Origin of the sequence: Solilutibacter silvestris (assembly GCF_050574925.1) — a bacterium.
GTDB classification, from domain to species: Bacteria; Pseudomonadota; Gammaproteobacteria; order Xanthomonadales; family Xanthomonadaceae; genus Solilutibacter; species Solilutibacter silvestris_A.
Genome location: NZ_JBCMOO010000002.1, coordinates 1 through 16,247, shown reverse-complemented (window position 1 = coordinate 16,247; position 16,247 = coordinate 1). Strand labels below are relative to the sequence as shown.

The window sequence follows — 16,247 nt, the reverse complement described above, 5'->3', positions numbered from 1 at the left end:
AGGGAGTCCGCATGGGCTTGAGCGGCGCATGGGTCGCGCTGGTGGCGTTGGCGTGGCTGGCCTTCATCTTCGCCGCCGCGCTGTTCGCCGATCGCCGGCCGGCGTTGCTGTCGCGGCACTGGGGCTGGATCTACGCGCTGTCGCTGGCGGTGTATTGCACGTCGTGGACCTTCTTCGGCACCGTCACCCAGGCCGCGCGCTACCAGTGGCCGCTGCCGCCGACTTTCGTCGGCACCATCTTGCTTTACGCGCTAGCCGGCACGGCGATGATCGGGCTGGTGCGTCGCGCACGCGAAGTCCACGCCGGCTCCATCGCCGACTTCATCGCCGGACGCCTCGGCCGCGATCCGCGCCTCGCCGCGATCGTCACCCTGATCGCGATCCTCGGCCTGATTCCTTACATCGCCTTGCAACTCAAGGCGGTGGCGATGGGCTATGGCCTGCTCACTCACGGCATCGGTGGAAAAGCCGATACCGGCGGAATCGATGTTGGCCTGGTGATCGCGCTGGTGATGGCGGCGTTCACCATGTTGTTCGGCACCCGCGATGTCGGCTGGCACAACCGCGGGTTGGTGTTCGCGGTGGCGGTGGAGTCGCTGTTCAAGCTTGCGGCGATGCTCGCGCTTGGGATTTTCGTGGCGCGCAATCATTCCGAACTGGCGACAACCGCGACCCTGCAGCAGCCACCGGATCGGCAAGGCTTCGCGCCGCTGGTGCTGCTCGGCGTGCTCGCCATGTTCACCTTGCCGCACCAGTTCCACGTCGGCGTGGTGGAATGCCGGCAGGAATCGCATCTGCGCACGGCACGCTGGCTGTTCCCGTTGTACATGCTGCTGATCTCGCTGCCGCTGCTGCCGCTGGCCCGAATGGGTGGCGCGGAATTGGCCGGTGGCGTCAGTTCCGATCTCTACGTGATCGCCTTGCCGATGGCGCACGGAAATTCCGGCCTCGCGCTGTTCGCCTACCTCGGCGGCATGGCTGCGGCGACCGGCATGGTGGTGATCAGCCTGCTCACCCTGAGCTTGATGATCGGCAACCACTGGCTGGCGCCGGGCCTGTTGCGCGGGGCCTGGGCGCGCGGCGGCGGCGATCTGCGCGGACGCGTGTTGATGCTGCGGCGCATCGGCATCCTCGTCATCGTCTTTCTTGCCTGGGGATATGGCCGTGCGGTCGCTGGGGAGGTCGCATTGGCCGACGTCGGCGCGGTGTCGTTCTCGGCGTTGGCGACGCTCGCTCCGGCGATGGCGTTCGCGGTGTGGCAGCCGCAGATGCCGGCGCGCGCGGTGTCGGTCGGCATCATCGCGGGATTCGTCGCCTGGGCCTGGGCGATGCTGGTGCCGCTGCTTGGCGATGCCGGCTTGATCTCGCCGGCGCTGGTGGAGCAGGGGCCGTTCGGTTGGCGCTGGCTCGCTCCGGATCACCTGTTGGCATTGACGGGCTGGGGACGCCTGGCGCGTGCGGTTGGCGTGAGCCTGCTGGTGTCGACCGCCGTCACGCTCGCCGTCGCCTTCTGGTTGCCGCGCCAGCAACAGCGCGAGCGTGAGCGCTTCGACGTCGCGACCTTGCGCAACGCCGGCATGCGTTTTCTCGGGCTGGAACGCATCAGCAGCTTGCTGGCCGATGCCCCGGCGAAAGGCGACGTGCCGCCGCAGATATCGGATGCGGTCGAACGCGAACTGGCCGCGTTGCTCGGCAGCGCATCCGCGCGGTTGCTGCTGGATACCGCGCGCCGCAAGACCAGCGCCGAACTCGACACGGTGGCGATGATCGTCGACCAGGCGTCCAAGGACCTCAACTTCAACCAGCGCGTATTGCAGGGTGCGCTCGAGAACATGAGCCAGGGCATCAGCGTGGTCGATGGCGACTTGAAGCTGGTGGCATGGAACGCCCGTTACCAGGAATTGTTCGGATTTCCTGACGGCTTGCTGGAAGTCGGGATGCCGGTGGAGACCTTGAGCCGTTGGGCATTGGAACGGATGCATCCATCGGGCGACCGCGAACGTGCGTTGCAGCGGCGCCTCGCCCACATGCGCGCCGGCACCTTGCATCTGTCGGAACGGGTATTCCCGAACGGCAGCATCATCGAAATTCGCGGCAATCCGATGCCTGGCGGCGGCTTCGTCGCCACCTTCACCGATGTCACTGCGTTCCGCCGCGCCCAGAACGAATTGCAGGACATCAACGCCACGCTGGAACAGCGCGTCGACGAACGCACGCATCTGCTCGATGCCGCCCGTCGCGAAGCCGAGCGCGCCAATGACGCCAAGACGCGCTTCCTCACCGCGGTCGGCCACGATCTGCTGCAACCGCTGCATGCGGCGCAGCTGTTCGCCGATGCCCTGACGCAGCAACTGGACGACATCGAGCACAGGCGCGTGGTCGGGCAGATCCACGGCGCGCTCGATTCCACGACCGATCTCCTGACAGGCTTGTTCGACATGTCGCGGCTGGAAGCCGGCGGACTGGTGCCGGAGCCGCGCGCGTTCCCGTTGGCGGAAGTGCTGGATCCATTGGCGGTGCAGTTCGCGGCACTGGCGCAGGCGAAGGGGTTGCGTTTCCGCTATCGCCCGACGCACGCCTGGGTCGACAGCGATCCGCGATTGCTGCGCCGGATCGTGCAGAATTTCCTCGCCAACGCCGTGCGTTACACCGCGCAAGGATCATTGCTGCTGGGCGTCCGGTACATGGATGGTGGTCTGCGACTGGAAGTCCACGACACCGGGCCGGGCATCGCGCCCGAACAGCAGGCGATGATTTTCGAAGAGTTCCGTCGTGGCGAGAACGTGCCGGGGCAGGGACTCGGTCTTGGCCTGGCGATCGCCGATCGACTGGCGACCTTGCTGGATTCGCGCATCGGCCTGCGCAGCCGGATCGGTCGCGGCAGCGTGTTTTCCATCGACATTCCGCGGGCGAAAGCGCCGGAGGCGGTCAAGCCGATGACGCAACGACAATCGGGAGGCGTGCGCATCCTCGCCGTCGACAACGATCCGCAGGCGCTGGATGCGCTGGCATTGCTCCTGCGCGGTTGGGGTTACGAAGTGGCCACTGCAACGGACCAAGCGTCTGCAATCGCCGCGATGACGTCGTCCGGAGCCGATGCCTGGTTGTTCGACTATCACCTCGATGGTGGACTCACCGGGATCGCCTTGCACGACGAGTTGGCGCAGCGCTTCGGCATGCGCCCGGCGTTGATCCTGAGCGCCGACGACGGCGGTGCAACGCGTCGCGACGTGCTCGAGCACGGCCTCACGCTGCTGCGGAAACCGCTGCGGCCATTGGCGTTGAAATCGGTGCTCGATCGCGTGCTGGCGTCGGCGGTGCGTGTCGCTTAAACCAGCGGGACGTGGCGACTGGGATCGCCGAGCTCCAGTTCGCGCAACACCACGCCGGCCTGGGTGCGATTGCGCACGCCAAGGCGTTCGAAAATCGCGGTAACGTGGGCCTTGACGGTGCGTTCCTGGATGTCGAGGCGATCGGCGATCTGCTTGTTGAGCAGGCCTTCGGCGACCATCTGCAGCACGCGGAACTGTTGCGGCGACAGGCTGGCCAGGCGCGAGGCGAGGGCGCGATCGTCGGACGATGAATGCGCGTGCTCGACGGCGGCACGCAGGCTGTCGGGCAGCCAACGCTCGCAGGCCAGCACGGCGCGAATTGCGGAATGCAGCTCGTCGAGACCGGAAACCTTGGGCAGGAATCCGGCGGCGCCATGGTCCAGGGCGCGGCGGACGACCCGTGGATCGTCGTTGGCGGAGACCACGATCACCGCCACCTGCGGATATTGCGCGCGGATCGCCGCCAGCCCGGTCAGGCCGTGGTTGCCGGGCATGTGGATGTCGAGCAGCACCAGGTCGATGTCGGGATGCGCGTCCAGCACGGCCAGTGCGGCGTCCAGCGAATCGGCTTCGTGCATGCGCATGTCGCTCACGGCATCGGCCGCGACCTGTTTCAGGGCCGCGCGGAACAGCGGGTGGTCGTCGGCGATCAGTACCGTGGGCATCGGGTCTAGCCTAGCAGTCGCAGGAACGCACCGCCTCGCACCAAAGTACGATGCGGATGGAAGAGCGAACGGGTACTGTCGCGATATGCGACCGCTCATCCTCCTTCTTTCAGCCCTCGTGTCGGCCGGTTCTGTCGCCGCTGCCACGCGCCCGAAACACGCCACGAAGAACGCCATGGACGCAGCGCACGTCACCATCACCGAACATCGCAACGGCGACGACCTGCTCACCGCCGGGCTCGGCCTCGATGGCCTGCGAGCGATGACGCCGCCCGCGTTCGCCGACGCCACGCATCCCACGGCTGCCGAGCGTCGTCGTCGCGCGATCTGGGCGAACTGGCGCGGCATCGCCGATCTTTCGCCCAATGGCGGTTACGGCACCATCTACGGCAGCACCGCCAGCGTGCCGGGGCGTGAATACTCGACTTTGCTGACATTGCCGGGCGCGCATGCGCCGCATCGCGTGGTGCTGCAACTGCCGGATGCCTTCGATGCGCGCAAGCGCTGCGTGGTGGTGTCGGTTGCTTCGGGTTCGCGTGGCGTCTACGGATCGATGGCGGTCGGCGCGGCATGGGGGCTGCCGAAGGGCTGCGCCGTCGTCCACACGGACAAGGCGGCGGGCACCGATTATTTCGACATCGATGCCGGTGAAGGCGTCGACGCCGCAGGCGAGCGTATCGCCGCGGAGAAGGCCGATGCCTTCAAGCCGCAACTCGCCGCTGGTGCAAGCGGCATCGCCTTCAAGCACGCGCATTCCGGTGACAATCCGGAAGCCGACTGGGGCCGCCACGTGAAGCAGGCGGCGGAATTCGCGCTGCGCATGCTCGACCAGGCCTATCCGGCGCAGGCGCCGTTCACGCCGCAGAACACGAAGATCATTGCGACCGGCATTTCCAATGGCGGCGGTGCGGTGTTGCGCGCGGCGGAACTCGATGGCGGCTGGTTGTCCGGCGTCGTGGCCGGCGAGCCGAACGTCCATGCTGAAGGCGGTCGTCCGCTGTACGACTTCGCCACCGAAGCGGCACTGCTGATGCCCTGCGCCTTGCTCGACATGCCGGCCGCGGACTTGCCGCAGCCGCCGCTGCGCGCGCAGGTCGAACCGGTGTGGACCCAGCGTTGCGCCAGCCTGAAGCAACTCGGCCTGGTCGAAGGCGAGACTGTCGCGCAGCAGGCGGCATCCGCGCATGCGCAGTTGCGCGCGAAGGGCTGGAGCGATGCCGCGCTGCATGGCGGCGCCGCATCGGTCGGCTTCGACCTGTGGCGCGCGGTCGCGGTCGCCTATGCCTCGGCATACGGCCGTTATCGCGCCGGCGAACATCCCTGCGGATTCAACTATTCGGCGATCGGCGCGGATCTCAAGCCGCGCCCGACCACGCCTGCCGAACGCACGACATGGTGGAGCGACGGCAGCGGCATTCCGCCGGGCAACGCCATCGGCATGATCGATCCGAAGATGTCCTTGCCGGATGCCACATTGGCCGGCGAACGCTGCCTGCGCGCGTTGTGGACGGATCCATCCGTCGACGGCAAGCGCGTGCGAGACGGCATCGCCGCGACGCATGCCAAGGTTCCGCAGAAAGGCTTCCCGATCCTGGTGATCCACGGTAGCGACGATGGCCTGGTGCCGCCGGCCTTCAGCAGTGCGCCGTGGGTGGCGGCTGCGCGTGCCGCCGGTCGCCCGGTCGGCTACTGGACGGTGGGCAAAGCCGAGCACTTCGACGCCTTCCTCGCGTTCCCGTCGTATGCGCAACGCTTCGTGCCGCTGCTGCCGTACATGTATGAGGGACTGGATCGCGTGTGGGCGCAGATTGAAGGTCATGCGGCCATCGCCACCACCGATGTCCGAATCGATGCCAAGCCGCGTGGCGATGCCGCACTGAACCGCGACGACCTCCGTCTGCCGAATTGATTTGCCGTCCCGGCTGCCGATCTGGCAGTCTGGTGGCATGGACAGATCCGAATCCGGAAAACCGAAGCGTTTTTCCATGCTGCGCGAGTTCCGGCTCGCCGACTGGTTCACGCTGGGCAACGCGTTCTGCGGCACCGGGGCGATCTTCGCGGCGATGCGTTTCCTGCAGGACGACGTCACTGGCGACTTGCTGGTCGGCATGGCCTTGATCCCGCTGGCCTTCATCTTCGATGCGCTCGACGGCCGCATCGCGCGATGGCGCAAGGTCGCTTCGACGCTCGGGCGCGAACTCGATTCCTTGGCCGACGTGATTTCCTTCGGCGTCGCGCCGGCGGCGCTGGCCTACGCCTGCGGCATGCAGGGACTCTGGGACTGGATCGTGCTCAGCTTCTTCGTCGGCTGCGGCGTGAGTCGACTGGCGCGCTACAACGTCACTGCGGAACAACTGTCCGGCGCCGAAGGCAAGGTCAAGTATTTCGAGGGCACGCCGATTCCGACCAGCCTGCTGCTGGTGGTCGTGCTCGCGATCGCGGTGTGGCAGAACCACATCGGCCAGAACCTGTGGGGCGGAGTAGTGATGCTCGGTCGCTGGCAGTTGCATCCGCTGGTGCTGATGTTCGCGCTGTCGGGGTCGTTGATGATCAGCACCATTCGCATTCCCAAGCCCTGAATCGGCACCACGGACGCGTCATCGCTGCGTGCTAGCATCGTCCCATTCCACACGGACGACACCGCATGAACTCGCCCTGGCCCGCGGATTTCGAGCAGCTTTCGCGTCAATACTGGACGGCCTGGAACGACATGATGCGCAACGGTGGCGCGGCTGCGTCGCCCTTTGGTGCGCCCCACGCATCGCCGTTCGGATTTTCACCGGGGATGATGGGTGCGCCGGGGTTTGGCATGCCGGGTGCGATGCCGGGCATGGCCGGAATGATGGGCGGTGCGCCCGCGGGTTGGCGCGAGGCGATGGCGTTCTGGAACAACGCGGCGATGGGTGTTCCCGATCACGGCGTGCGCAATTTGGCCGGTCGCATGAACGCGCAGGCCAGCACGTGGTGGAGCGAAATGCAGAAGTTGGCGGCGCAGCTCGCATCGCAGAATGCCGATGCCGCAGAAATCGCCAGGCAGTGGCGGCAGGTCATGGACGGGCAGGGCAACCAGGCCGTACTCGACATGTTCAAGGGCCTGCAGGGCGCGGAATCGCACAGCCTTGAAGCGTGGTACGACGCCGCGCGTCCGTGGCTCGATGCCTGGCGTCGCGAAACCCACAGCTTGCTCGGCATGCCGGCGTTCGGATTGACGCGCGAACACCAGGAACGCATCCAGTCGCTGATGCAATCGCAGGTCGAATACCAGGATCGCCTGTCGGCTTACAACGCATTGCTGCTGAAGGCCAGCCAGGACGCGGTCGGCGTGTTCGAGACGCTGTTGGTGAAGCACGAAGCGCCCGGCAAGCAGCTCACCACCGCGCGCGCATTGTTCGATGTCTGGGTCGACGCCGCCGAACAGGCTTACGCCAAGATCGCCTTGTCCGACGAATTCCGCCGCGTCTACGGCGAAATGGTCAATGCGCAAATGCGCCTGCGCCAACAGGTCCAGCGCGAGATCGAGCAGGTGTGTTCGGTGTTCGGATTGCCGACGCGCACCGAACTCGATTCCGCCCATCGCAAGATCGCCGAACTCGAACGCATGCTGCGCCGCCAGTCGACGGCAGCCAAGCCGGCTGGCGATGCGCCCGCCGCGCGCAAACCGGCGGCACGCAAGAAGACGACATCGACAACAGCCAAGACCACCGACAGCAAACGTCCACGGAGCCGCTGACATGGCCACAGAAGACGCGAACGAAAAGAGCCCGGACAGGATCGGCCCGCTCAACTTCACGCCCGAAGCGCTGGTCGAGGAAACCATCGGCATGCAGTCCAAGCTCGGTGCCGGGCTGGGGACGCTGCGCGATGTCGGCGATTACGATTACGGTGCGACCGAGCGCGAGGAAGTGTGGCGCGACGGCAAGACCGTGCTCTACCGCTTCCATCCCAAGAAGCAGGCGCTGGCGCGCACGCCGATCCTGGTCTGTTACGCGCTGGTCAATCGTCCCTACATGATCGACCTGCAGGACGATCGCTCGCTGGTGAAGGGGCTGCTGGAACGCGGGCAGGACGTTTACGTCATCGACTGGGGTTATACCGACCGTTCCGACCGCTACCTTACGCTCGAGGACTACATCGAACGTTTCCTCGGCGGCGCCGTCGATTTCCTCCGCGACAAGCATGGCGTCCACGGCATCAACCTGCTCGGCGTCTGCCAGGGTGGCGCTTTCTCGCTGTGCTACGCCTCGCTGCATCCGGAGAAGGTGCGCAACCTGATCACCATGGTGACGCCGGTCGATTTCCAGACGCCGGACAACATGCTGTCGAACTGGACGCAGGGCCTCGACGTCGATCTCTTCATCGACACCCTCGGCAATGTTCCCGCCGACCTGATGAATTATTCCTACCTGATGCTGAAGCCGTTCCGGCTCAACATGCAGAAGTACGTCGGCCTGGTCGACATCCTCGACAACAAGAAGGCGCTCGAGGATTTCCTGCGCATGGAGAAGTGGATCTTCGATTCGCCGGACCAGGCGGGCGAAACCTTCCGCCAGTTCATCAAGCAGTTCTACCAGGGCAACGGTTTCGTCAACGGCGGCATCACCATCGGCGATCGCGAGGTCGACCTCGGCTTCATCGACATGCCGGTGCTGAACATTTACGCCGAACAGGACCATCTGGTGCCGCCGGATGCATCGAAGGCATTGAAGGGACTAGTCGGCACCGACGACTACACCGAGCTCAGCTTCCGCGGCGGCCACATCGGCATCTACGTCTCGAGCCGCGCCCAGCACGAAGTGCCGGAAACCATCCACACCTGGCTGGTCCGGCGCTCGCGTTGAGTGACTGAGTCCGGACACCGATGCATCCGTTGTCGCGCGGCCTGCTGCAGCTGCTGGGTGCCGCCTGGACCTTGCCGAACAGCTTGATCGGCGCCTTGCTCGGCATCGTTGCGCTGCCATTCGGTGCGAAACCGCGCTGGCGTCGCGATGATCTCGCGCTGGTGTTCCAGCACTGGCCCTGGGGGCCGGGCGGGGCGATCACCTTCGGCAACGTCATTCTCCATACCGGCGACACGCTCGATTGCCCCTGCGTGACTTACGCGCAGCGTGCGGGCATCGCGCAAACGCCGCTCATCGTGCTGGGCGACCACGAACGCGCGCATGTCTACCAGTACATGGCCCTGGGCGTGCTGTTCCTGCCGCTGTACCTGCTATGCGGCGGAGTCAGTCATCGCAACCGTTTCGAGCAGGCGGCGGATCGTTACGCGATGACGGGGCAGGGATGGTGGCCGTTCTAGGCCGACAGCCACTCGATTCCGTCGATCTTCCCGATTCCCAACCCGGGCCCATCGCCGAGCACGATTTCCGCTTCATGGAAACGCGTCGTGCCGTGCACCGGGTTGATCGTGCACAGCGAAGGGCCGTCGAGGTCGATCTTGGTGATCGTTGTCGCGCGCGCCACCGCGACATGCGCGGCCGCGGTCACGCCGATCGGGCTTTCCAGCATGCAGCCCATCATGCATTCGCCGCCCTGGACGGCAGCGATGTCGGCCATCTTCAGTGCGTTGGAAATGCCGCCAGCTTTCATCAGCTTGATGTTGACGATGTCGGCGGCGCGCGTGCGGAGCAGTTCGATCGTTTCGCGTGGACCGAACGCGCTTTCGTCGGCCATCACCGGAGTGTGCACATTGGCGGTGACTTCGCGCAGGCCATCGATGTCGTGCGCCTTCACCGGCTGTTCCACCAGTTCCATGCGGACACCAGCATCTTCCAATGTGCGGATGGCGTGGATCGCTTCGCGGGCCGTCCATCCCTGGTTGGCGTCCAGGCGCAGCAGGGCGCGCCCGGCCACGGTATCGTGGACGGCGCGCATGCGTTCGATGTCGGTCGCCATGTCCTTGCCGACTTTCACCTTCAGCGAGGTGAAACCGCGCGCCAGCGCATCGAGACTGTCGGCAACCATCTTGTCGATGCTGTCGACGCTGATGGTGATGTCGGTTTCGAGCTTGGGATCTCCGCCGCCCAGTAGCAGGTAGAGCGGTGCGCCGTGCAACTGGCCCCAGAGGTCGTGGAGCGCGATTTCCGCCGCGGCCTTGGCGCTGGTATTGCGTTGAAGCGCGCCTTGCACGCTCGCAACGAGAGTATTGAGTTGCGCGATGTCGCCGCCGACCAAGCGTGGTCCGATGTAGCCGCGCAATGCATCGATGATCGAACCATGGGTGTCGCCGGTGATCGCGGCGGTCGCCGGTGCGCTGCCATGGCCGACATGGCCATCATCGGTTTCCAGCGCGAACACCACGTCCTCGACCTGTTCCACCGTGCGCAACGCGGTCTTGAACGGCGTCTTCAAGGGAATGCGCAGCATCCCGAGGCGGAAGGAGCGGATCTTCATGGCATGCGGCGGCGGTGGCGATGCTCGCAGCATAACCGTGTTCTGCGGCGATCCGTCTGGTGTCACGGTCCGTGCCGACCGGCCAAAGTACACTTCGGCCGGTCGGCGAAGCCGATATCTTTTACTTGGATACGGAAAACATCATGGAGACGAGAGAGAACGCGCCCTTGCCGTTGCTGAACATGGTCGAGGCCCGCGTCCTGGGATGCTTGATCGAAAAGGCCGTCACAACGCCGGATGTCTATCCTCTGACCATCAATGCGACGCAACAGGCTGCCAATCAGAAAACCGGGCGCGACCCTGTCATGTCACTTTCGCCCGGGGATACCAATCATGCTTTGCGCCAATTGGAACAGAAGGGATTGGTGCGGCAGTCGTTCTCGTCGCGAGCCGATCGTTACGAGCATCGGGTGGAGACTGCCTTCAGCCTGACGCCCCCGCAGTCGATTCTTTTGGGGCTGCTGTTGCTGCGCGGCAAGCAAACCGCTTATGAATTGTTGGCGCGCAGCGAGCGCATGGCCAAATTCGCCGAAGTGGAAGACGTCCGCCACCAACTCGACCGTCTTGTGCAGCGCCAACCGGCACTGGTCGTGCGATTGCCATGCGGTCCCGGTCAACGCGAGGATCGTTATACCCATTTGTTGGGCGGCCCCGTGACCGAAGACAGTGTCGTCGTGACCGACTCCCGGGAACCCCCTGTCGCGGCGGTTGCACCGTCGCCGGATTTGGGTGCGCGGGTGCTGGCGCTCGAAGCTGAAGTGGCTGCGTTGCGTGAGGCTGTCGCGCAATTGCTTCCTGTGCCGGAAGCGTCCTGACCGTTTCGGCACGGTGTCGAGAAACGAAAAACCCCGCTTTCGCGGGGTTTTTCGTGCCTTCCGGATGTCCCGGTCGGCTGGTGTGGTGGAGATGGCGGGAATCGAACCCGCGTCCGAAGGCACTCCATGCCCGGCACTACATGCTTAGCTCGGTGTTTGGTCTCGGATGATGGCAACACACCGTGCGAGGCACACCATCATCCACACCCGCTTTGATTTCGGAACCTGCTGACGGGTCGCCACCGGTTCCTATCCCGTGATAATGACCCTACATCCGCGAGCACGGGCACAAGCGGGTTCGGGGCTAGGCCTTAAGCGGCCAGAGCGTAGACGTCGTCGTTGGCGTCTGAGTTTTTGCAGCTGGATTAACGAGGAAAGCTACCCCCTCGGCATGCGCCAAGCGATTTCGCAACCCCCGTCGAATCCAGTGCATCCCCGGGAACCGTTGTCTCGCCGACACAGCCAGTATAGGGCAGAATCCCTGAATGCCGAATCAGGCCGACGCCCACGACCAATTCAACCAGCACGCCCCCATCCTGTTCGGCGTGCTGGCGGGAATCTGCGCCACCATCATGGTGCTGCTGATCTGGCGGAACGAGCAGACGGTGGCCCATCGCGAAACGATGGCCGAACTCAATTCCGAAGCGGATCTGGTCGAATCGCTTGTGCGCCAGCGCCTCGATGCGCTGGAACTGATCATGCGCGGCGGCGCGTCGCTGATCGCCGGGGATACCTTGCCGACGGACGAGCAGTGGCAGAGCTATGTCGCCGGTCTCGATCTCGAACAGCGTTACACGGCGGTGGTCGGCCTTGGTTATGGCCCCTACATCGATCGCGTCGACCTGATGCGTTTCCAGCAGGACTGGAAGGAACGCACCGGCGAGATGATCAACATCCAGCCCTGGGGCGTTCGCCCGGAATACGCGCCGGTGATCTATCTCGCGCCGGCATCGCAAGCGACGCGATCGCTCATCGGGCGCGACATGTACATCGAGGCCACGCGCCGCGAGGCCATGCAGCGGGCGATGGAGAGCGGCCATCCCTGGTTGTCCGGTTCGGTCGAGTTGTTCCTGGATGGCGGCAATCCGAGCGTGCGCAGCATGATTTTCTATACCCCGGTCTACCGCGGCGGCGAACATCCGGAAACGGTCGCGGCGCGCCGGGCAAACATGATGGGCTGGGTCTATATCCCGTTCCGTATGCCGAAATTCATCGACATGACGCTGAAGTCGGTGAAGCGCAAATTGAAGCTGAGGATCAGCGACGCCACGACCGTCGGGAAGCCGATCACGCTGGCGGAAGACCCCGGCCTGTCGGGCAAGGCGTTCCGCGGGCCGATCGAGCGCAGCATTCCCGTCTATGGTCGCGTGCTGCGGCTGGAGTTTTTCGGCGAGGAGGACGCCGGCGCCGAACGCAGCCAATGGGTGTTGTGGTCGGGCCTGCCGCTCGCGCTGGCCACCGGCCTGATCGCCTTCCTGCTGGCACGGACGCAGGCGCGTGCGCACGTCCTGGCGCGCGACATGACCCGCGCACATGCACGCAGCGAGGCCCTGTTCCGCAGCGCGATGGTGCACTCGGGCATCGGCATGGCATTGCTCGACGACAAGGGCGATATCGTCGAGGTCAATCCGGCGTTCACCCGCCTGTTCGAGCGCGATATCGGGGCCTTGCGCGGCACGCATTTCGCCGCCTTGCTCGACCATGGCAGCGTCGGCCTGGTGGAGCAGGGCGAGGAGGGCGGGATGCGCATGGAAATCCGCCGCTTCGCCCGCCGCAACGGCGAGTTGCGGCATGTCTCGCTGGTGTACGGAAAGATCCCGTCCAAGGATGGCGTCGACATCAGGCTGCTGGTGCAGACCGAAGACATTTCCGATCGCGTTCGCAGCGAAGCACGCATCCGCGCGCTCAATCGCACCCTGGAATTGCGCGTCGATGCGCGTACCCGTGAACTCAGCGAGGCCAACCAGCAACTCGAAACCTTTGCCTACAGTGTGTCGCACGATTTGCGCGCGCCGTTGCGCGCGATCGACGGCTTCAGCCGCCTGCTGTCGGATCGCCACGCCGATGCGCTGGATGACACCGCGAAAGGGTATTTGTCGCGCATCCGCGAGGGCGCGCGCCGGATGGACGACCTGATCGGCGCGATCCTGACGATTTCCCGCGTGAGCCGCGGCGAATTGCAGCACCAGCCACTCGATTTGTCGGCGCTTGCACGCGAAATCGTCGACGAGCTCGCGGCGAGCGATCCGCAGCGCGTGGTCGAGGTCGAGATCGCGCCTGGCCTGCACGCCGAAGGCGACGCATCGCTGGTGCGGACGCTGATGCAGAACCTGATCGGCAACGCCTGGAAATTCACCCGCGATCGCGAGACCGCGCACATCCGCATCGGACGCGATCCAGGCGGGTATTTCTTCGTCGAGGACGATGGCGTGGGTTTCGATCCCGCGTATGCCGGGAAATTGTTCCAGCCCTTCCAGCGCCTGCACACCGAATCCGAATTCGTCGGTTACGGCATCGGCCTCGCCACGGTGCGACGGATCGTGGAACGCCACGGCGGAACCCTGCAGGCGCGGGGCGAAGTGGGGCGTGGCGCGTGTTTCGCCTTCACGTTGCCGGGCGTTCTCCACGACAACGACGACGACCACCAGATCTGAGGGCGCTCAGGCGTCCTTGTTGTGCCGGCGCAGCAGGCGCTGCTTCTCGCGGTTCCAGTCGCGTTCCTTGCTCGCTTCGCGCTTGTCGTGCGTCTGCTTGCCCCGCGCCAGCGCCACTTCGAGCTTGACCTTGTTGCCCTTCCAGTACAGCGCGGTGGGGACGAGGGTGTAGCCGTCGCGCTGGACCCGACCCACCAGCTGGTCGATCTCCTGGCGATGCAGCAGCAGCTTGCGGTCGCGGCGATCGTTGGCGATCACGTGGGTGGAGGCCTGGATCAGCGGGGTGATCTGGGCGCCGACCAGGAAGATCTCGCCGTGGTTCACCAGCGCATAGCCATCGCCGATATTGGCGCGGCCGGCACGGATCGCCTTCAGTTCCCAGCCTTGCAGGGCAAGGCCCGCCTCGACGCGTTGTTCGAGGTGGTATTCGTGGCGCGCGCGTTTGTTCAACGCGATGGTGCCGCCATTTGCCTTATCCTTGGTCTTGCTCATGTCCGTATTGTAATGACCACCACCATCGAACGCAGCGCCCTCGTGGCCCATTCCGCCGAGACCATGTTCGACCTGGTCGATGCCGCGGAGCGCTATCCGGACCGTTTTGGCTGGTGCCAGGCCGCCAATGTCGAGCGCCTGGACGAAGGGCGTTACGTCGCGCGCCTCGATATCGGGCTCGGCCGCTTCAAGACCTGGTTCAAGACCGAGAACACCAGCGAGCGTCCGTTGCGCATCGACATGCGCCTGGTGGACGGGCCGTTCAAGACCCTGGAAGGCCATTGGCGTTTCACCGCGCTGGATACCCACGCCTGCAAGGTGGCGCTGGAACTGAAGTTCGAGCCGGCGTCGTCGCTGCTCGGGCCGGTGCTGGCGCTTGGCCTGCAGAGCCTCGCCGACCGCATGGTCGATGACTTCATCCGCGTGGCCAACAAGGCGGGGCTGCCTTGATGGCGGGCGCCATCAGCGTCGAAGTCGTCGCGGCATGGCCGCATCGCTGCGAACGCGTGGCAGTGGAATTGCCCGTAGGCGCGCATGCGGAGGATGCGATCGCCGCGGCCGGATTCGCGTCGCTGGCCGATGTCGCCGGGATCGCGGTATTCGGCCAGCGGGTGACGCCGCGCCATCTGCTTTCAGATGGCGATCGCGTCGAATTGTTGCGTGGATTGAAGGTGGATCCCAAGGCCGCGCGGCGCGCGCGTGCCGAGGTCCAGCGCGACGTGGCCCGGAAAAGTCGCCGGACCGTGCGTTGACGGCTTATTCGCCGCTGTCGCTGTCTCCGCCGCCGCCGTTCTTCTTCTTGTCCTTGCGCAGGTTGGGACCGAAGCGCTTGATGGAGTCCTTGGCGAGCTGCTCGTCCTGTTCGGCGAAATAGTTGCCGTCCCACTTGGTGACCAGGTCGTTCTCGAAATAGACGGAGAAGTTCTTGATCTGGGTCTTGCCGGTACGACCGACGCGCTCGGTACTGGTGTAGTCCCAGCGGCTGTGGTGGAACGGGTCCTGGATCGAGGGCAGGCCCAGCAGTTCGGCGACCTGGTCCTTCGTCATGCCGGCCTGCAACTGCTCGACCTTGGTCTTCTCCATCAGGTTGCCCTGATAGACGGGCTGGCGATAGAAACAGCCGGTCAGGGCGATGGCGGCGATGCAGGCGAGCAGGAATGTGCGCATGTGAACAGGCAGTGTCACGAATTTCAGGGATGATACACGTCCCGCCCAGCCGTCGCCCCGCGCCGGCAGGCGGCGGTTCAGCCACTGGTCGTTGTCAGAGTTTGGAGAATGTGATGGAAACCCGCGATCTGCGCAGCCTGGGCTTCAAGGTCACCCAGCCGCGCCTGCGCGTGCTCGAGTTGCTGGAGCGCGCCAAGCCCCGCCACATGACGGCGGAGGAGATCTATCGCGCGTTGCTGGACGGTGGCGAAGACGTCGGGCTGGCGACGGTGTACCGCGTGCTGACCCAGTTCGAAACTGCGGGACTGGTGCTGAAGCACAATTTCGAGGGCGGCCACGCGGTGTACGAGCTCGATCGCGGCACCCACCACGACCACATGGTGGATGTGGAGACCGGCAAGATCATCGAATTCACCTCGCCGGAGATCGAGGCGTTGCAGCGCCAGATCGCCGCGAAGCACGGCTACGCGCTGGAAGACCACGCGCTGGTGCTGTACGTGCGTAAGAAGTGAAGCATCGCCCGGCTGTGCGCCCTTAGCGGTTATCCGCAGTGGCCGACACGCCGTGAACCCATCCATGGGGGCTCGACTCGGCATCCATGCCTCGTATGGTCGGCCACTGCGGACGAACCGCACGGCGCCGCCGGTGGATGCTTTCAGGTGGGCTGAGTGAAAAGCAACAGCTCGCGGGGCTGTTGCTTTCAAGTCTCCGCGAAGCAACAACACGCGCGCT

At 65.1% G+C, this 16,247-nt stretch carries 15 protein-coding genes and 1 other RNA gene; 11 read left to right on the top strand and 5 right to left on the bottom strand.

What is annotated here, in order from left to right; genetic code table 11:
* Positions 1 to 11 precede the first annotated feature (11 nt).
* Positions 12 to 3,332, top strand: a complete 3,321-nt coding sequence (locus ABE093_RS00600; protein ID WP_430758928.1) for a hybrid sensor histidine kinase/response regulator — start codon at positions 12 to 14, stop codon at positions 3,330 to 3,332.
* Here ABE093_RS00600 and ABE093_RS00595 read toward each other — a convergent pair.
* Positions 3,329 to 3,997 (bottom strand): response regulator transcription factor, encoded by a 669-nt coding sequence (locus ABE093_RS00595; protein ID WP_430758927.1) that lies wholly within the window; start codon positions 3,995 to 3,997, stop codon positions 3,329 to 3,331. The genes ABE093_RS00600 and ABE093_RS00595 overlap by 4 nt on opposite strands.
* A 175-nt stretch (positions 3,998 to 4,172) precedes the next feature.
* On the opposite strand from ABE093_RS00595, the gene ABE093_RS00590 reads away from it, so the two are divergent.
* The 5 genes from ABE093_RS00590 (at position 4,173) to ABE093_RS00570 (ending at position 9,293) form a co-directional block, all read left to right on the top strand.
* The gene (locus ABE093_RS00590; protein ID WP_430758926.1) at positions 4,173 to 5,906 is read left to right on the top strand and encodes a 3-hydroxybutyrate oligomer hydrolase family protein; all 1,734 of its coding nucleotides are present in this window, start codon (positions 4,173 to 4,175) and stop codon (positions 5,904 to 5,906) included.
* Positions 5,907 to 5,943: 37 nt separating this feature from the next.
* Positions 5,944 to 6,576 (top strand): CDP-diacylglycerol--serine O-phosphatidyltransferase, encoded by a 633-nt coding sequence (gene pssA, locus ABE093_RS00585; RefSeq protein WP_430758925.1) that lies wholly within the window; start codon positions 5,944 to 5,946, stop codon positions 6,574 to 6,576.
* 65 nt (positions 6,577 to 6,641) lie between these two features.
* Positions 6,642 to 7,727, top strand: coding sequence for a class III poly(R)-hydroxyalkanoic acid synthase subunit PhaE (gene phaE, locus ABE093_RS00580; protein ID WP_430758924.1), 1,086 nt, complete (start codon positions 6,642 to 6,644; stop codon positions 7,725 to 7,727).
* A gap of 1 nt (position 7,728) precedes the next feature.
* The gene (locus ABE093_RS00575) at positions 7,729 to 8,835 is read left to right on the top strand and encodes a class III poly(R)-hydroxyalkanoic acid synthase subunit PhaC (RefSeq protein ID WP_430758923.1); all 1,107 of its coding nucleotides are present in this window, start codon (positions 7,729 to 7,731) and stop codon (positions 8,833 to 8,835) included.
* Between the two features lie 20 nt (positions 8,836 to 8,855).
* Complete coding sequence (locus tag ABE093_RS00570) at positions 8,856 to 9,293, top strand: hypothetical protein (protein ID WP_430758922.1); 438 nt, start codon at positions 8,856 to 8,858, stop codon at positions 9,291 to 9,293.
* Here ABE093_RS00570 and ABE093_RS00565 read toward each other — a convergent pair.
* The gene (locus ABE093_RS00565; protein WP_430758921.1) at positions 9,290 to 10,387 is read right to left on the bottom strand and encodes a dipeptide epimerase; all 1,098 of its coding nucleotides are present in this window, start codon (positions 10,385 to 10,387) and stop codon (positions 9,290 to 9,292) included. The two genes, ABE093_RS00570 and ABE093_RS00565, sit on opposite strands and share 4 nt — an antisense overlap.
* 143 nt (positions 10,388 to 10,530) lie before the next feature.
* Between ABE093_RS00565 and ABE093_RS00560 the strand changes: the two genes are divergently transcribed.
* Entirely contained in the window at positions 10,531 to 11,202 is a 672-nt protein-coding gene (locus tag ABE093_RS00560; protein ID WP_430760044.1) for a YceH family protein, read from the top strand.
* Positions 11,203 to 11,285: 83 nt separating this feature from the next.
* Here the strand turns inward: ABE093_RS00560 and ssrA are convergent.
* Positions 11,286 to 11,639, bottom strand: a transfer-messenger RNA (tmRNA) gene (gene ssrA, locus ABE093_RS00555).
* A 48-nt stretch (positions 11,640 to 11,687) separates the two neighbouring features.
* Here ssrA and ABE093_RS00550 point away from each other — a divergent pair.
* A complete protein-coding gene (locus ABE093_RS00550; protein ID WP_430758920.1) occupies positions 11,688 to 13,856 on the top strand; it encodes a CHASE domain-containing protein in 2,169 nt (722 codons plus the stop codon).
* Positions 13,857 to 13,862: 6 nt separating this feature from the next.
* Here the strand turns inward: ABE093_RS00550 and smpB are convergent, their stop codons facing one another.
* On the bottom strand, positions 13,863 to 14,348 hold the full coding sequence (gene smpB, locus ABE093_RS00545) for an SsrA-binding protein SmpB (protein WP_430758919.1): 486 nt from the start codon (positions 14,346 to 14,348) through the stop codon (positions 13,863 to 13,865).
* A 12-nt stretch (positions 14,349 to 14,360) separates the two neighbouring features.
* On the opposite strand from smpB, the gene ABE093_RS00540 reads away from it, so the two are divergent.
* Both ABE093_RS00540 and ABE093_RS00535 read left to right on the top strand, forming a co-directional pair.
* A complete protein-coding gene (locus tag ABE093_RS00540; RefSeq protein ID WP_430758918.1) occupies positions 14,361 to 14,798 on the top strand; it encodes a type II toxin-antitoxin system RatA family toxin in 438 nt (145 codons plus the stop codon).
* A complete protein-coding gene (locus ABE093_RS00535; protein ID WP_430758917.1) occupies positions 14,798 to 15,100 on the top strand; it encodes an RnfH family protein in 303 nt (100 codons plus the stop codon). Before ABE093_RS00540 ends, ABE093_RS00535 begins: the two co-directional genes overlap by 1 nt.
* A gap of 4 nt (positions 15,101 to 15,104) precedes the next feature.
* Here ABE093_RS00535 and ABE093_RS00530 read toward each other — a convergent pair whose 3' ends face one another.
* Positions 15,105 to 15,515 carry an outer membrane protein assembly factor BamE gene (locus ABE093_RS00530; protein WP_430758916.1) on the bottom strand — a complete coding sequence of 137 codons (411 nt, stop codon included), beginning with the start codon at positions 15,513 to 15,515 and terminating at the stop codon, positions 15,105 to 15,107.
* Between the two features lie 113 nt (positions 15,516 to 15,628).
* On the opposite strand from ABE093_RS00530, the gene fur reads away from it, so the two are divergent.
* Positions 15,629 to 16,027 carry a ferric iron uptake transcriptional regulator gene (fur, locus tag ABE093_RS00525; protein ID WP_430758915.1) on the top strand — a complete coding sequence of 133 codons (399 nt, stop codon included), beginning with the start codon at positions 15,629 to 15,631 and terminating at the stop codon, positions 16,025 to 16,027.
* The last annotated feature ends 220 nt before the right edge of the window (positions 16,028 to 16,247 follow it).

Coding starts and splice junctions, on each gene's coding strand:
- ABE093_RS00535 (WP_430758917.1), top strand. CDS start 14,798: ATGGCGGGCGCCATCAGCGTCGAAGTCGTCGCGGCATGGCCGCATCGC.
- ABE093_RS00595 (WP_430758927.1), bottom strand. CDS start 3,997: ATGCCCACGGTACTGATCGCCGACGACCACCCGCTGTTCCGCGCGGCC.
- fur (WP_430758915.1), top strand. CDS start 15,629: ATGGAAACCCGCGATCTGCGCAGCCTGGGCTTCAAGGTCACCCAGCCG.
- ABE093_RS00600 (WP_430758928.1), top strand. CDS start 12: ATGGGCTTGAGCGGCGCATGGGTCGCGCTGGTGGCGTTGGCGTGGCTG.
- ABE093_RS00560 (WP_430760044.1), top strand. CDS start 10,531: ATGGAGACGAGAGAGAACGCGCCCTTGCCGTTGCTGAACATGGTCGAG.
- ABE093_RS00565 (WP_430758921.1), bottom strand. CDS start 10,387: ATGAAGATCCGCTCCTTCCGCCTCGGGATGCTGCGCATTCCCTTGAAG.
- phaE (WP_430758924.1), top strand. CDS start 6,642: ATGAACTCGCCCTGGCCCGCGGATTTCGAGCAGCTTTCGCGTCAATAC.
- ABE093_RS00530 (WP_430758916.1), bottom strand. CDS start 15,515: ATGCGCACATTCCTGCTCGCCTGCATCGCCGCCATCGCCCTGACCGGC.
- pssA (WP_430758925.1), top strand. CDS start 5,944: ATGGACAGATCCGAATCCGGAAAACCGAAGCGTTTTTCCATGCTGCGC.
- ABE093_RS00575 (WP_430758923.1), top strand. CDS start 7,729: ATGGCCACAGAAGACGCGAACGAAAAGAGCCCGGACAGGATCGGCCCG.
- smpB (WP_430758919.1), bottom strand. CDS start 14,348: ATGAGCAAGACCAAGGATAAGGCAAATGGCGGCACCATCGCGTTGAAC.
- ABE093_RS00550 (WP_430758920.1), top strand. CDS start 11,688: ATGCCGAATCAGGCCGACGCCCACGACCAATTCAACCAGCACGCCCCC.
- ABE093_RS00590 (WP_430758926.1), top strand. CDS start 4,173: ATGGACGCAGCGCACGTCACCATCACCGAACATCGCAACGGCGACGAC.
- ABE093_RS00570 (WP_430758922.1), top strand. CDS start 8,856: ATGCATCCGTTGTCGCGCGGCCTGCTGCAGCTGCTGGGTGCCGCCTGG.
- ABE093_RS00540 (WP_430758918.1), top strand. CDS start 14,361: ATGACCACCACCATCGAACGCAGCGCCCTCGTGGCCCATTCCGCCGAG.